The following is a 16,263-nucleotide window of genomic DNA, read 5'->3' as shown; positions in this document are numbered from 1 at the left end:
TTATTGGCAATTATTTTAATGCTTTCGGCATTACAATAAAAAAGTAAAAAATTTAGTAAAGTTTTTAACTCTGATTTATATTTTAGTAATTACAGTATTATATAAGAATAATATTTAAAATGTCATAATTCACTATGTAATAAATAGTTTAGAAAAACTATCATAATATATTTATTGATAGAATAGGTTATTCTACTAAAATCATAACTTAGCATTCACTATTATAAAATAGTGTTTTATCAGAAAAGATTGACTGCGTCACCGACACCGTAATAGTAGTACGATACTTATAATAAGAAATACCATGCTAGGCAACAATGCCCCGATCACGGGCGGTGTGTTATACACCACACTCAACGGACCAAGGATCTTATTCAATATGTAAAATAAGAAACCAATGCTTATGCCTGTGACCACTCTTACTCCCACAGTCACACTGCGTAACGGTCCAAAAATAAATGACAGCGCCATAAACATCATCACGGCTACTGAGAACGGTAAAAAAATCTTGCTCCACATATTCAGCTGGTAACGGTTGCACTCCTGCCCGTTTTGTTTTAGGTAGTTAACATAATGATACATTCCTGAGATAGACAACGAATTTGGCTTCAGTGAAATGACCCATAACTTATCCGGCGTTAGATTAGTTTTCCATTCACCGGTTAGGGTTTGCCGGCTAATAATTTGTTTGCAGTCAGTCAAATCTACTTCATTTATTTTCGATAATTTCCATTGATTGTTGCTGAAAATAGCGTTGGCAGCATATCGTAAAGATTGTAGCCGGTTCGCCTTATCGAAGTGATGAATATTAACGCCGGCTAGCTTATCACTGCTTACCACCTGTTCAATAAAAATAAAGTCATTACCATCCTTAATCCACATCCCGTTAGAGGTTGATATTATTGAACCATGGTACATCGCCTTTGTGCGGTAATTATAAGCTATTTTTTCGCTAGCTGGCGCAATCCATTCGCCGATGATAATGGTTAAAAACACCAAAAAAATAGCAGTTTGCATAACGAAACTAGCTATCTTAAGCCGACTGAAGCCGGATGATTGCATTACTACTAATTCACTGCGCGTTGCCAGTGAACCTAGGCCTAGGAGTGCCCCCAGTAATGCTGCCATCGGAAAAAAGATCTCGATATCCTTGAAAATACCAAGTAAAGTAAAAATACCAGCACCGAGTGCTGAGTAATCACCTTGGCCTACTTTACGCAATTGCTCGACGAATTTGATAATACTTGATAACGATACCAGCATGAATAAAGTTATCATTATGTTATTAAAAATGATGCTACTAACATATCGGTTTAATACGCTAAACATTAAACTGTTCCTATCGTATGTAGCCAGCTACGCATCTTTCTTGCCGGTATGCTGTCCCACAAATATAGTACCAGAGCTAGTGCTAGATATGCTACATTAGTTAGCCACATCCACAACATCGGATCAATTCTTCCTTTAGCGCCGTTGGTACGCAGAGAAGTTTGCAGTAGAAAAAAAAATAGATACAATAACATGGTGGGCACCATGCCTAATACTAGGCCATATCGCGGTTTAACGACCGATAGCGGCATCACTATCATAGCCATGATGAGTACTGATACCACTAGAGTAAACCGCCAGTGCAACTCCGCGCGTTCCTCTGGCTCTGTCGCGTGCCAGAGTTGACACAACGTCATTTTCGCGGCGTTGGTACTTTCTGCAGGTACCGATTTGTAGTCAATAATTGCTTGATATCGAATGAAATCTGTAATGCGGAAATCTCGTAGCATCGCTGTTCCTTCATAACGTGCTCCCTTGTCTAATATGACTAATAACGATCCGTCCTTTCGTTGGATCATATGTCCTCGGTCTGCAATAACAACAGAAGGGCGCGCATTGCCTTTTGGTTTAATTTGTGCCAGGAATAAATTTTCAAACCCTGTGTCTTTAAAGTTGCCTATAAACAGAACCGCATTGCTATTTTTTGCTGGTTTAAATTTTCCCTCAAGCATCGCTAACATGCTCATGTTGACCTTGGCTTCTAACATAATCAAATCATGATAGCGCGATGACCAGGGAGAAAGCCATATTACATTGACCGTCGCAAATATCGCAGTAATCAAGCTGAGCAATAGCATTGCACGGATTAATATGTTTTTACCTAGGCCACAGGAGTGCATAACCGTAATTTCGTTTTCGGCGTACATGCGGTTCAGTGTCATCAATAGCGCCAGAAAAAGACACATTGGAAGAATTAATTGTGCCATTTCGGGTATGCCTAAGCCGAGTAACGGTAAAACTATATTTTTTGGAATGTAACCATTTATTGCCGTTTCTAAAATTCGCACTAGCTTTTGACAGGAAAAAATAAAAAGCAGGATAAAAAAAATAGTGAGCTGGCTTTTAAATGTCTCTCGCACTAAATATTTAGTGATTATCACGCTTATTTCGCCTGTAAAACTTGATGTTATGCAAAAATCGATAAATTTATCGTTAATTTATTATTAATAGATCTAAAAGATCTATCTTTATTGGTAAATAATTGTATAAAGTATAAAAGTATAATAGCATTATACCGCTTGGTTAAGCTAAGAGAACGGATGTATGTTTTTAACATAAAAGCTCATTCTTATTCATCATGTTAATAAATACGCCAATTAACACATGTGGTTTAATGCAGAGGCGAGATATTACTGAAAAATATTTTCCCTGCGCCAAACTTTTTTCTTTAAGATGCAGGAGAGTGTATGGAGTTCAGTATAAAAAGCGGTAGCCCAGAAAAACAACGCAGTGCCTGTATTATCGTCGGAGTTTTTGAACCGCGTCGTTTATCCCCGATCGCTGAACAGCTGGATAAGATTAGTTTGGGCTATATAAGTGCCTTGTTGCGTCGTGGTGAATTGGAAGGAAAGGTGGGTCAGATGCTGCTGCTGCATCACGTCCCTAATATATCCTCCGAACGTATATTACTTATTGGTTGCGGTAAAGAGAGAGAGCTAAATGAACATCAGTATAAGCAAATTTTTAATAAAACCATTAATACTCTAAACGACACCGGCTCCATGGAGGCTGTTTGTTTTTTAACCGAGTTGCACGTTAAAGGGCGTAATACCTACTGGAAAGTTCGCCAGGCGGTAGAAACGGCAAAAGAGACGCTATATACTTTCAATCACATGAAAAGTAATAAAACTGAGCAGCGTCGGTCACTGCGAAAAATGGTACTAAATGTCCCGACGCGACGCGAATTAGTCATTGGTGATCGCGCTATCACCCACGGGTTAGCTATCGCTTCTGGCATTAAAGCCGCTAAAGATTTAGGAAATATGCCTCCTAATATTTGCAATCCTGCTTATTTAGCTGACCACGCGCGGCAGCTGGCCGATGGTTACGGCAAAACAACCACGACCACGGTTATAGGCGAACAACAAATGAAAGAATTAGGTATGCAAGCTTATCTAGCGGTGAGCGATGGTTCTGCCAATGAATCGATGATGTCAGTTATTGAGTATAAAGGCAACCCCAACGCTGATGCTCGGCCGATTGTGCTGGTGGGTAAAGGGCTAACCTTTGATGCTGGTGGCATTTGCATCAAGCCCGCTGACAATATGGATGAAATGAAATACGACATGTGCGGCGCTGCTACGGTTTATAGTGTAATGTACATAGCTATGGAACTTAATCTGCCATTGAATGTTGTTGGTGTGTTAGCTGGCTGCGAAAATATGGTGGACAGCCGCGCGTTTCGGCCCGGTGATGTGTTGACCACTTTATCTGGACAAACAGTAGAAATTATGAATACCGACGCTGAGGGTCGGCTTGTATTGTGCGATGCCCTTACTTATGTCGAACGTTTTGATCCGGATGTAGTAATAGATGTTGCTACGCTAACCGGCGCCTGCGTTATTGCACTGGGACATCATTTAACGGGGCTGATGTCAAATCATAATCCGCTAGCCCATGAACTTATGGACGCCGCCGAGCAAGCTGGCGACCGCGCCTGGAGTTTGCCATTGTCAGATGAGTTCCAAGAGCAGTTGGAGTCTAATTTTGCTGATATGGCAAACATCGGTGGCCGGCCAGGTGGCGCTATCACTGCTGGATGTTTTCTATCGCGTTTCGCGCGGAAATATAATTGGGCGCATTTAGACATAGCCGGCACCGCTTGGCGATCTGGTAAATCCAAAAGCGCCACGGGTCGGCCGGTGGCTATGCTTTCTCAATTCCTTCTTAACCGCGCTGGACTTGGAGGTGACGAGTAATCTCAAAATACATGCTAATACGGGTAGATCTTATGTTTGTTGTTTGTTCGTTATCTTCTATAGTTAATAAAACGGCAAATGAAAACCGCAATCTTCTATTTGCTAGACGAATACTCCATCAAAGATGGTTTGACTTCTGTGGAGAGAACTGCTTGCGATTTAGCGGCCGATAAATGGCGAGAAGGGAAACGGGTAGTTATTGCCTGTGATGACGATTCCCAAGCGTTTCGAATGGACGAGGCTCTTTGGACGCGTGATCCTGATGCTTTTGTCCCGCATAACCTGGTAGGCGAAGGTTCGCGCTATGGTTCGCCGGTGGAAATTTGCTGGCCACAACGCCGCAGTAATTCTCCGAAGGGTCTGCTGATCAACCTTCAGCAGACCAGCGTTGCTTTTGTCTCCGCTTTTAATGAAGTTATAGACTTCGTTCCAAATCAAACGGTTTTAAAACAGCTCGCTCGCGATCGTTATAGAGTATATCGCAGCATCGGCTTTCAATTGACTACGGCCCCATCGCCAATGTAGTGATTAATAATGCATTATGGATAAAATATATAATCCTCAAAATATCGAGCAGACTTTGTACGAGCACTGGGAGCAGCAGGGCTATTTTAAACCAAATAATGATACCCGGCAGGATAGCTATTGTATCATGATTCCGCCGCCAAATGTCACCGGCGTCTTACATATGGGTCATGCCTTTCAGCAGACTATTATGGATATCTTGATTCGCTATCAACGTATGCAGGGTAAAAATACATTGTGGCAAACTGGAATAGATCACGCCGGAATTGCGACGCAGATCGTAGTGGAGCGCAAAATCGCTGAGGAAGAGGGTAAAACCCGTCACGATTACGGCCGGGACGCCTTTATTGACAAGATTTGGCAATGGAAAGCGGAATTTTGCAAAATTATCACCTATCAGATGCATCGTCTAGGTGCATCTGTAGATTGGGAGCGCGAGCGATTTACTATGGATGAAGGATTATCTATCGCGGTAAAAGAAGTTTTCGTGCGTTTGTATCAAGAAGATTTGATTTACCGGGGTAAACGCTTGGTGAACTGGAACCCTAGATTACGCACCGCAATTTCTGACCTAGAAGTAGAAAAACGCGAGTCAAAAGGATTAATGTGGTACCTGCGTTATCCGTTAGCTGACGGTGTGTGCACCGTTGATGGTCTTGATTATCTAGTGGTCGCTACCACACGACCGGAAACAATACTCGGCGATACCGGCGTGGCTGTAAACCCGTTAGATTCCCGCTATAGTAATTTGATTGGTCAATCTATCATACTACCGCTTATCGGCCGCCGTCTTCCTATCGTTGGTGACGAGTACGCGGATATGTTCAAAGGCACCGGCTGCGTTAAAATCACTCCAGCGCACGATTTTAATGATTATGAGGTAGGTAAGCGCCATGCGCTGCCGATGGTTAATATCCTGACATTTGACGGCTATATTCGTCAGGAAGCTGAGGTGTTTGACACCCACGGCGAGGTCAGCTCAGCACTTTCTGGCGAAATTCCGGCAGTTTTTCGTGGTCTAGAACGTTTCGAGGCTCGTAAGGCAATCGTGGCGGCAATTGAACATTTAGGCCTGCTGATCGAAATAAAGGCTCATGACCTTACGATCCCGTATTGCGATCGAGGCAGTGTAGTTATCGAGCCTATGTTAACTGATCAATGGTACGTACGCACCTTGCCTCTAGCAAAAGTGGCGGTAGAGGCGGTAAAACAGGGTGAGATTCAGTTTGTGCCCAAGCAGTACGAAAATATGTATTTCAGCTGGATGCGGGATATTAAAGACTGGTGTATTTCTCGTCAGCTTTGGTGGGGCCATCGCATTCCAGCCTGGTACGATGCGGATGGTCAGGTCTACGTAGGACTTAGCATCACAGCAATCCGTCAGCAATATCAGTTGGCAGCCGATATACCTCTTCGCCAGGACGAAGACGTTTTAGATACTTGGTTTTCCTCTGGATTATGGACATTTGCCACCTTAGGATGGCCAAAAGACACTAAAGCGTTGCGCACCTTTCATCCGACTAGCGCGGTGGTGAGTGGCTTTGACATTATTTTTTTCTGGATAGCGCGCATGATTATGCTGACCATGCATTTTATAAAGAATGACAATGGCAAGCCACAGGTACCGTTTAAAACTATCTATATAACTGGTCTTATACGTGATGAAAAAGGGCAGAAAATGTCCAAGTCGAAAGGTAATGTTATTGATCCTATAGACGTAGTGGATGGCATTTCGCTAGCTGATTTAGTCCAAAAGCACACTAGCAATATGCTGTTTCCACAATTGGCGAATAAGATCCGTATGTGCATTAAAAAACAATTTCCGAATGGCATCAAGCCGCACGGTGCTGATGCCCTGCGCTTCACGCTAGCAGCTATCTCCTCTACAGGCCGAGATATTAACTGGGATATGAAGCGACTAGAAGGATATCGTAATTTTTGCAATAAGTTGTGGAATGCTAGCCGTTTTGTTTTGATGAATACCGAAGATCATATATGTGGTTTTGACGGCTGCAATAAAGTATTTTCACTAGCTGATCGTTGGATCCTTGCAGAATTTAATGAAACAGTAAAATTTTTTCGCGAAGCACTGGATAATTATCGTTTCGATTTAGCGGCTAGCATTTTATATGCATTCACATGGAACCAGTTTTGTGATTGGTATCTGGAGCTATCCAAACCGGTGATGCGCAGCGGCACCGCCGCTGAACTACTAGGCACGCGGCATACTTTGATCAAAGTGCTAGAAGCATTACTGCGTTTGGCTCATCCTATTATTCCGTTTATTACTGAAACCATTTGGCAGAGGGTGAAAATTCTTATCGGCGAACAGGGCGCTACTATTATGTTGCAACCTTTTCCTACCTATGATATAGCGTTAGCGGACGTCGATGCTATCACCGATTTAGAATGGATCAAGCAAATTACTGTTGCGGTACGCACGATGCGTACCGCTATGAATATTTCACCAGGTAAGCCTTTGGCAGTTTTATTACGCCATGCTTCACCGGTAGTAGTGCGCCGGGTAAACGAAAACTTGAAATGTATACTCACTATAGCGCGTCTTAACAGTCTTATTCTACTGCCAAAGAATGATAAAGGACCAGTTTCCTTCACCCAATTTATCGATGGTGCTGAACTGCTGATCCCGACGGAGGGCCTGATCGATAAAGCTGCCGAATTAAAACGTTTGGCGAAGGAAGCTTTACGCATTGAAGGCGAGATCGGTCTTATTACCGCCAAGCTTAATAGTGTGGGCTTTATTAGTCGTGCACCGGATACAGTGGTGGCAAAAGAGCGCCAGAAGTTGGAAAGCTATCAGCAATCCAGGGAAAAATTATTAGAACAACAAGAGATTATCTCGAGTTTATAACTATGTTTCTTCGGTTTATATATGCACTACCATCGTAGATGAGTAAGTACTTTTATCGACTTTGAGTAATTATCCCTGGTTGCCACGTTCTTCAGGCAACGATAGCCTATGCTGTTATTTGCCTAGTTATCAATGAGTCGTAGTGTTATAGTTTTTAACTTATCGTGCTTTAAGTAAAGTCTATCCGGATTATTACCATGCTTGTTTACAATCGCAAACTGAATTTAGCATTCCTGGCAAAAGGGATGCATATCGTTTAGCGCTTTGGAGATTTTCAATCCTATACTTATTTAGACAAGTATTTATGTGTCGTGATTATTTTGCGATGCATGTCTATGAGCGTACCTTTGAAACCTAACATTTTTGCGGCCAAAGAATTATTTTGAGATAGGATATTTGGGTTTCTCAGCTTCATGACGATTATTATTTTGAAATATAAGGCAATATAAGTAGGAAAACCGGATGCATTTAGGTAAAGCTACCAGGGTTGTAATAAGGAAAGATTCTTAATCTTCTATTGAATTCCTTGATATTGAGTAATTCGGAGCTATGATAGATGCGGAGTAACTTCCATGTAGTATCAATATTAAGAGTTTGGTTTTCTACCATATTAAATATGGCTAGGTCGATCTATTTTAAATAAATATTAATGCTCATGAATACTTAGGTGGCGCGAAAATTTCGTTATAAACCTGATAGTAAATCAACGTGGTTGTTAGCCCATTATTTATTAAGATTTATATATTATACACTATTTTAGTGCGGCCGTAAAGGAATATTTTTTATCCGAACGATTACGATTAGCAATTCATGCGTATTCACAAGGCTGTATGTCTTTGCCAGCATTTAAGGCTCAATGCAAGGATCTGACATAAATTTCATTATCATTTATTAGTAGATCATTTAGAATCTTGTATCCGCCATTGTGATTTGATTTACCCCAGAAAATATATAACTCGTTATCATAAATCATTCTATGCTCAAAGGTCATGCAGCTAACTAATAAACATTAAAAAATGGTATAATCCTTAAGTTGAACATGGTTTTCATATTGTTAAAATCATGATGTAGCTAAAAGCAAGGAATGTAACGTTTATCCTTAAGTTATAAGGATATACTTAAACTAGTTACTAAAATAGGGCGGTATTATGTTCATAAAAAATTTAATAATAATTATTTTATTAGTAAATTAATTATTATTAAATTTAGCTTTTAAAATATTAAAAGAAATCATGATAATATCATTTTAATAAAATAGGGATAAGTCTATGGATGTTAATCCACAAGTTATATTTTTCTTTAAAAATTCTTTTAAATAGCAAAGAAAACTTTTAAAAACTTGTTATTCGCTGTTTAATAAATTAAAACAATAATAGGTGGTATCACACAAAGGTTACAGGTGCTATTGATTGCATATTCATTCAATTTTTGTTATAATCGGCACACTCAAAGCATTATATGTTATAGTATAATTGTATTTGTATTTTTATATTTATTACAGCAAATGATTTCTAATATCAATGCTGTACTAATAATCTTTATTATTCAGTAGATTACTATTAGTAAATAAGCTTAATAAAGATAGCAACAATCTTTTATTTGTTTACCTATCAACGGATAGTCTTTAGTTGAAGGTTGTTTGTGTATTTATGTTGTTTGTTGATTAACCGTTAACCGCGCAAGCGCTTCAGGTAGCTTGGAATCTGCGTGGTTAATATTTTAGTGCGTAATGTTAGTTTCAAAATGTCTTTCATGAATACATTATTATAAATAATGTAGCGCTCTTGAATAATGTAAAGGATGAGTTCTTCTTTATGAGATAACTGCTGATAATGACAGTTTTATCGAACAGCTTTGCATCATTCAATAGGTAAAATAGTTACCTAGATATGTAACTAAATCAGCCCTGACTAAGGCAAAACGTTCAATGGCTTAATAGATGATGTTTCATAAACATTTAGGTAAAATGCTAGTATTAATTGCTTACTATCTTGTGTGTTTTGTATCAGTATGATAAGGAGCATTTAGATCTTAATATCTTGCGGTGATATTTTGACTTTATAATTATACTGATGTGAGCTATAGACATCCGTGCTATATGCATTGAGAGGGCCGATAAAGCTCGTGCGCAATAGAGCTCATTGCTAAGTTTTATCTTTGTAAGATAAGCGAGTAACGCTGTTAGCGTAAATAACAAAAATTAAGTTGCGTTATGGTTTAACACGATGATGTAATAACCTTTATCAGGTGTAGCCGCTAAAATCACACACCAATGTGTTAAGCTTGTGATTAATTTAACGTGAACTAGATAAGTAAGTCAAGCAGTAGGTGTACTTACTATATTTTCAGTATCTTAGGGTCTAGATTTTTGCGATATGGACAGGTTGCCTTAACTCATGAAGGTTGTGAAGCAGGCTCCTTATTTTCTCAAGTAATAGTACCTCCCGGTACCTTGAAGATTTTACGCTAGATCAGTATTACTTAAAATCTTTTAGTAGTTTAGGACGTTACAAATTATAAAGCTCTACTTCTCTACCTTTAGATAATACGACTAATTAAACGATCAATACGGATACGACGTAACCGTCTAATAAAATTGCGTATTTTAATTGGATAGTCGTCGATAGTTTGCAGTTCAGTGAATTGCTGTATTGTCTGGGTATGAGTGCGGATAAGGGTGAGTTCACATTCCCGCTGCTTGCGCAACTCTTGTACGGGATCGTGAATTAACAGTGCGTTTTCCAGATCGAGCCGCCAGGATCGTGGGTTAAGGTTGTTACCAGTCAGTAATTGCCATTCTTGGTCTACCCACACACCTTTCAAATGAAAACTGTTATCTTTATCTTTCCACAGACGCGCAATTAGTTGACCTTTGTCAATATAACGTTGCAGGCGGCTAAGGAAGCGTCGTAGGTTTATTTCGTAGAGATATGGCAGGGCGCCGATTATTTTGAACGGTTGATTCTCCGGGATATAGAAATCGTTGGCGGTTTTATCGCCTACAATAATTTCCACCCTTCTTCCCAGGCGCAACAATCTTATTAAGTCACGGGCTAAAACTGCTGGTAAATTAAAATAAGGAGTACATAACGTTAAGTGATCGCGAACTGAGCACAATAAATAGTGGATAGTTTTGTTTAGCAGACTTTTTTTGCCTAAACCAACCAGCGGGGTTATTGCGAGTTCATGGAGATTTGCCTTACCTTCATAACAATAGTTAGCTTCCCGTAGAGTCTGGCGAAGCAGGCGGGTATCATGTTTTATTTCTATGATTTTCAGCCTGTTAATGTTATCCAACCGGCTGACCGCCGGAGCTGTAAGCAAATATCGTTTAATATAGTTTAGCAGCGTTTCGGCCAATACCTTATTACGAATAGTTTGATATCGATCATAGCGATATTTATTCTGCTGCTGTAGATAGGCATCGTTTAGACTAGCGCCGCTATAAATTACCTTATCGTCGAAAACGAAACCCTTTAAATGCAAAACACCCAAAGCTTCGCGCGTGTTAACTGGAACGCCATATACTGGTACATCCACACCGGGATGGGCTTGCGCCATCCGGTAGTACCAGTCGGCGTTTGTGTCTACGCAATTGCTATTACTACCAATACGTCCACGTTGCGCTCGGTGCCAGTCAACCAAAATAACTATTTCAAGTGTGGGGGTAGTTCGTTTGGCTTGATATAGGGCCTCAAGAATTTGTTGACCGCCCTGGTCTTTTTCTAGATACAGTGCGACCAAATAAATCTTCTGTCTAGCATCAAAGATAGCTTGTATCAGCGCTTTATAAAAGTCTTTCGGGTTGTAAAGAGTTTTAATATTTTCAATTGTTTGAGGGATTTTGGGCAGTTGTGCAAGATGTTGTTGGTATTTGCTGCTTTTAAAAGTTAACAAGATCACATTGCCTTTTTTTTATATTATCGAGGTAAAATTACTATATGCAAAAAGTATATGCGTTTAATTGTCCATAGTACCACTACTTATGTAAATTAGGTGGCTTCTTTAAATTTGCTTGTTTAATATTTGATAGCTACTTCTGGCATTTGCATCTATATACGATTAGAGCATCTGCACCTGCATGCAGATGACATCTTACAATTAAATATTTACCATGAATCTTAATTTTTATGTTCTTATTCTCATTCCACGGTTATGAGTCATAAGAATGACTGTTAGCTACAGTAATTATGAACTGTGAGCTCTAGTTTAATCAATCATCTTCTTTAATAGCATGTATCTGAGCTTTAGTTTTTAAAATTGTGATGCATTATCACTGCAGGTTATCTATTGAAATTATTAAAATTAATAACGGACGCAAGTGATTTTGATGATAATCTTATGTTTTGTTATTGCTTACAGTCTATTATCCTCTATCGATCGTATTTTATTTACATAATATGAACTCAATATTCATCTCTAACTTAGAGAAATTGGTCGAACTAAGTCATTACCCTAGTAACTAATATAGGGATTCATGAGTCATCTATCTTATAAAATTTTATAAATTACAGAATAAATAGCATTGTTTATTATTGAGTGGTCTAGGACCGATGCAGGTATTGCAGCTGAAGAAGGTGGTAGGAGGTATTTTCTCTTAACCTCCCGCGCCGTCGAGATACACACTTAATTATAAGTCGATATTTAGTGTCATCATATCTCTAATACAGGATAGCCATGGGGATATTAGTAGTGTTCAAAATGCGTGAATTTTTTAGTAATTCACTAAAATCAAAAGTTAAACGCTTACACCAGTAGTTAGCTAAACGTTTTTTTAATTACTACAATCCTATATGTTTAGTCAGTGCTATATTGAGCTGGCGGTAAACCTGTACTATCATCACTTGAATGCAAGTCGTTTTCATTTTCTTTTAATCCCATAAATAAGCTAGGGGGAGATTACATTCTTGTTCTATTTCATGCTCTAGATCGGCATAACTTGATTTAAATAATGTATGTTTGTTTAGGTGTTGTTGTGTCTGTTACAGTATCGCGGCGCTTATTTTTGCTATTTTACTTTGTTGCGCATGTGCGATATCGGCAAAAAGTATCTTTATATCACCAGGATGATCTAGTCTGTTCCTGAGCCTCATAACTCTTTGCTGTCAATAAAGAGTTATATAAATAAGATTTTAATGCTTTTTTATTTAAAGAATGGCCTAATATAGTAGAGTTTTAATCGAGTCATACATTTTCAGCACTTAGTCGGTCATTTTTGATGAATATGTGCCACATTAACGGGTTAGGCAACCAATCAATATAGCTAGCTTCTCCATAAACTAATGCTGATTTCTGTTCATGCGTACAGCCGTTAAGAATATAGAGAAAGTATGAATAGGTTATTAGACTCTTTCTGTAAAAACATAAATTGTCTGTGATGCAGTATATGAATTGCTGTTTCAGTGAGTCAAGATAAAGCAATCGGCGAAGAGCTTAGTTTTTAGCATACTATGTTACTGCTATGCTCTGACTGATGAGTACAGTAGTGATTTATAATATGGATTATAAATATTGCGTCGTAAGTCTTAATGCTATAATATTGCCAATAATGTAAAGCGATAGAAGTCTTAAACACATCAATTGCGAAATTGAGTTAATAAGTTGTTAATGCTAACGGTTATGGATATGGTAAGTCGAGTATTGTGTGTGCAGTGTTTTTACTGAGAATTATTATGCGCTTGCAACCTAAGATTTGCATGTAATTTAAGATTTTTCATAGCCGAAAAACATAGTTAATTGTTGTTGCGTTCTGACCATTAAATGGCTAAGTAGCTACTAAGTAAGTACGCAATCATTGCATTTGGATAGTGCGTTTGCTTTTAATGTCTAAAATTATAGTTGATTACGTGCAGCACTGAAGGCGTCGAAAAGAGATGTTTTAGATACAGCGCTTATTACGCTAGTTTCGCCTTTTACACTAGAAATTTAGCATGTCGTTGACATTAATATCGATTCTCTAAATGGAGTCAAGAAAATAAGAGATTAGATGTGGCGTTGCTGCTCTTAGTGAAGCACGGTATTATAAACCGCTACTAATTAAGATATAAACTTAGTTTGCTGCGTTTGGGTATAATCAGTTGAAAATTAATAATTATTGCTAAGTAATTAGCAGTCCTAAACTGTTCAGCGCTAGTATACTAAGATTAAAAATCTTAGTGTAGATACCGTAGCTTATCAAAGTATTTTGTCTAAGGCGATCGTTAAGAAACTACCTGTCGGGTAGTGAGCATGTTATTGTGTGTAAAAACATTGTGTTAATTATTGCAAACAGGATTTACGCATGGCCAAAGAAACAGTTTAAGTCATGAGGTGATCCGCGTTAAAAAACAGTATGAGTAAACCTAAGAACGGTGGGGTATTATGGATAATGCATTTTGCTTCATGTCCGCATTATCGTTTTACAGCCATAACTCGTGGCATGTATTTTAATAAATCGGCTCTACTTTCAGTGCAGATACAGAAAACGAAAAGGTCGTTAGACGGTAGTTTAAATTATTCTATTGCCCATTTTGGGATGAAATTTTCCTTAATAGGGGGGATTAAGTAAATCTTGCTTTAGACCAAGCCGGTCTGCTTCTCATATGGCTATTTTTTAATTGCGCTATTGCAAGCGGTGCTATGTTATAGATGAATGTAGAATTAACTATTAATAATCACTGATCAATCACTCAGCTTGAATGTATCTGGCAGCCACAGGATTTGGTTGCTGGGATAATCAAAGCAAAAAAACACGGCTTACCAGTGATTTTGCTGTAGTAAGCAGTACAATACGCTTTGTAGCACATATTTTACAAGATAAGAGTATCCTGCATATTTAAAAACTTATGGTTTAAGCGATTTCTAATCGCTGTGTTCGCATTTCATGCGACATCGTTTTATAAAGTAGGTAATTATGCTATATGGCAAAAAATATCTAGAAACATTTGATGAGCTAAACAACGGCAGTCATTGCTGCTCTCTATTACGTTCAATGCGCTGCATTTTTAAACTCATTCGTAATGCGAATGACATCATAAAGTTTGGGGTAGTTCAGCGTTGAGTTTATTGTTGTCTACCGAACACTATATGGGCTGGCCTTATATTCCAGCATTACCAATGCCATAAACAAGATTTTAATTACTTAGTCTTTCAGTACACAACTGGGTATTTATTTACTTCACATATAAATAAACAAAACTTACTGAAAAATAAATGAATGTTTTATTGATTTATGCCGTTAATATAGATTTTATCTAATTAAACTAGTTTTTCATCTTAATCACCTTATTAGTGACATGATGCATAATAAACAATATATTTATTTGTATAGACACATAGTTTAATGTAAGTTTTATTGATTTACAAGAATGTCAAATTCATGGTGTTTTATTGCCTTGTAAAGGCAATGTATTGATTTTTTTTAGTACGTTTAATTACAACATAAGTAAGCGTGAATATACCACACACTATATATCAGCGTACCGACCAAAGCTGCAGTTAGCAAAAATTTACAAATAGCACTTGTTGCATCCCAACTATAGTTGGCGTTAAGCCAAACATCAATAAAACTATTATTAAAACATAAGATTAATTAACGTGCAGATACCTAAAACTATATTAAGGTTTAAAGCTCAATGATTATTATCTAATTTTTCCCGTTTAATACAATTATTTTTGCTAATGAGATTAGCATAGTGACGAATTTGTCTGTCAGATAGATACTTTCCCAGGTTCTTTTAATCAGGTAGGGTACTTATCCTTGTTAGTTATGTGTTTGGCGTAAAGTGCTTTAATGAATATAGAAATCACACACTTTTATGTGTCGTGACCGTTCGTGCGGCTATTCACAACACAACGCCTCTACTTAAAATGTTGTAGTAGTTACAAACTGACTCTTATCGACCTATAATATATGACCTTTAACGGTCATAAAACTGAGTTTTACTGCGTTCAAGTCAAAGGATTAACGCCTAAACCAACGCATAACCAATGATAATAGGAAGGTTTATCTTGTATTCAATAATTTACTGTAATTATCGCTTCTTTTTCAATATGTTAAATATATGTAGGTACGATAAAAAAATCGCTTTTTTCCTTTGAAAACCGACTTCGTTCTAGATCTTGCTTTTAAGCCGTTATGGCGGACTCCAGTGCCCCAAGTCTCTATCCGTAAAATAGTTAGTTATGTGACAAAATTTCAGGATATTAAATGCTTCCCCCATGTAGATAAAATTAGCATTTTGTCAATGATATAAAACTCCTCTACATCTCTAGAACGAGCATATTCATGCCGAATGTCAACGACAGCTAATTATATTATTGATGCTAAAAATAAATAGCATCTAGGAGAATAACGGCAAACTCCTCATAAAGATCTTGCCACCTTTGGAGCGCTTTCAGGGATCGTTTAGCAGTACTATAATCCGCGCTCTAGAAAATAAAAGTCGGTCAAAAACGGTTCTTGATAGCATGATCAGCAATTAAAGACCGCTACTAGACATTAATTAACACGCCTAAGGAGGATATCACGAATAAATTGTCAAGTTTGGCCGGTTAGTAGTATCGATCTAACCGGGATTGTAGGCAACATAATTGTTGGCAACGGCCAGATCTGTGATAATATTAATGACAAGCATTAAT

At 38.2% G+C, this 16,263-nt stretch carries 6 protein-coding genes; 3 read left to right on the top strand and 3 right to left on the bottom strand.

The genetic code is table 11. The features are described 5' to 3' along the window. Positions 1-258: 258 nt before the first annotated feature. The gene (lptG, locus tag HBA_RS03060; protein WP_097032538.1) at positions 259-1,329 is read right to left on the bottom strand and encodes an LPS export ABC transporter permease LptG; all 1,071 of its coding nucleotides are present in this window, start codon (positions 1,327-1,329) and stop codon (positions 259-261) included. Beyond that, positions 1,329-2,429, bottom strand: a complete 1,101-nt coding sequence (lptF, locus tag HBA_RS03055) for an LPS export ABC transporter permease LptF (RefSeq protein WP_097032537.1) — start codon at positions 2,427-2,429, stop codon at positions 1,329-1,331. Before lptF ends, lptG begins: the two co-directional genes overlap by 1 nt. Before the next feature lie 306 nt (positions 2,430-2,735). On the opposite strand from lptF, the gene pepA reads away from it, so the two are divergent. The 3 genes from pepA to HBA_RS03040 all read left to right on the top strand — a co-directional run bounded on the left by pepA (position 2,736) and on the right by HBA_RS03040 (position 7,644). After that, positions 2,736-4,247: a leucyl aminopeptidase gene (pepA, locus tag HBA_RS03050; protein ID WP_097032536.1), complete on the top strand. Its 1,512-nt coding sequence runs from the start codon at positions 2,736-2,738 to the stop codon at positions 4,245-4,247. 78 nt (positions 4,248-4,325) lie between these two features. Beyond that, the gene (locus tag HBA_RS03045; RefSeq protein ID WP_097032535.1) at positions 4,326-4,772 is read left to right on the top strand and encodes a DNA polymerase III subunit chi; all 447 of its coding nucleotides are present in this window, start codon (positions 4,326-4,328) and stop codon (positions 4,770-4,772) included. A gap of 16 nt (positions 4,773-4,788) precedes the next feature. Further along, complete coding sequence (locus HBA_RS03040) at positions 4,789-7,644, top strand: valine--tRNA ligase (RefSeq protein WP_097032534.1); 2,856 nt, start codon at positions 4,789-4,791, stop codon at positions 7,642-7,644. 2,538 nt (positions 7,645-10,182) lie between these two features. Here the strand turns inward: HBA_RS03040 and pssA are convergent. Beyond that, the gene (gene pssA, locus HBA_RS03035; protein WP_457920942.1) at positions 10,183-11,544 is read right to left on the bottom strand and encodes a CDP-diacylglycerol--serine O-phosphatidyltransferase; all 1,362 of its coding nucleotides are present in this window, start codon (positions 11,542-11,544) and stop codon (positions 10,183-10,185) included. Positions 11,545-16,263: the final 4,719 nt, after the last annotated feature.

This window comes from Sodalis endosymbiont of Henestaris halophilus, from assembly GCF_900161835.1.
Lineage (GTDB): Bacteria > Pseudomonadota > Gammaproteobacteria > Enterobacterales > Enterobacteriaceae.
This window is presented reverse-complemented; position numbering and strand designations above follow the sequence as displayed.

What these genes read in the sequence shown, in the direction of transcription:
- lptG (WP_097032538.1), bottom strand. Translation starts at nt 1,329, where the DNA reads ATGTTTAGCGTATTAAACCGATATGTTAGTAGCATCATTTTTAATAAC.
- pepA (WP_097032536.1), top strand. Translation starts at nt 2,736, where the DNA reads ATGGAGTTCAGTATAAAAAGCGGTAGCCCAGAAAAACAACGCAGTGCC.
- HBA_RS03045 (WP_097032535.1), top strand. Translation starts at nt 4,326, where the DNA reads ATGAAAACCGCAATCTTCTATTTGCTAGACGAATACTCCATCAAAGAT.
- HBA_RS03040 (WP_097032534.1), top strand. Translation starts at nt 4,789, where the DNA reads ATGGATAAAATATATAATCCTCAAAATATCGAGCAGACTTTGTACGAG.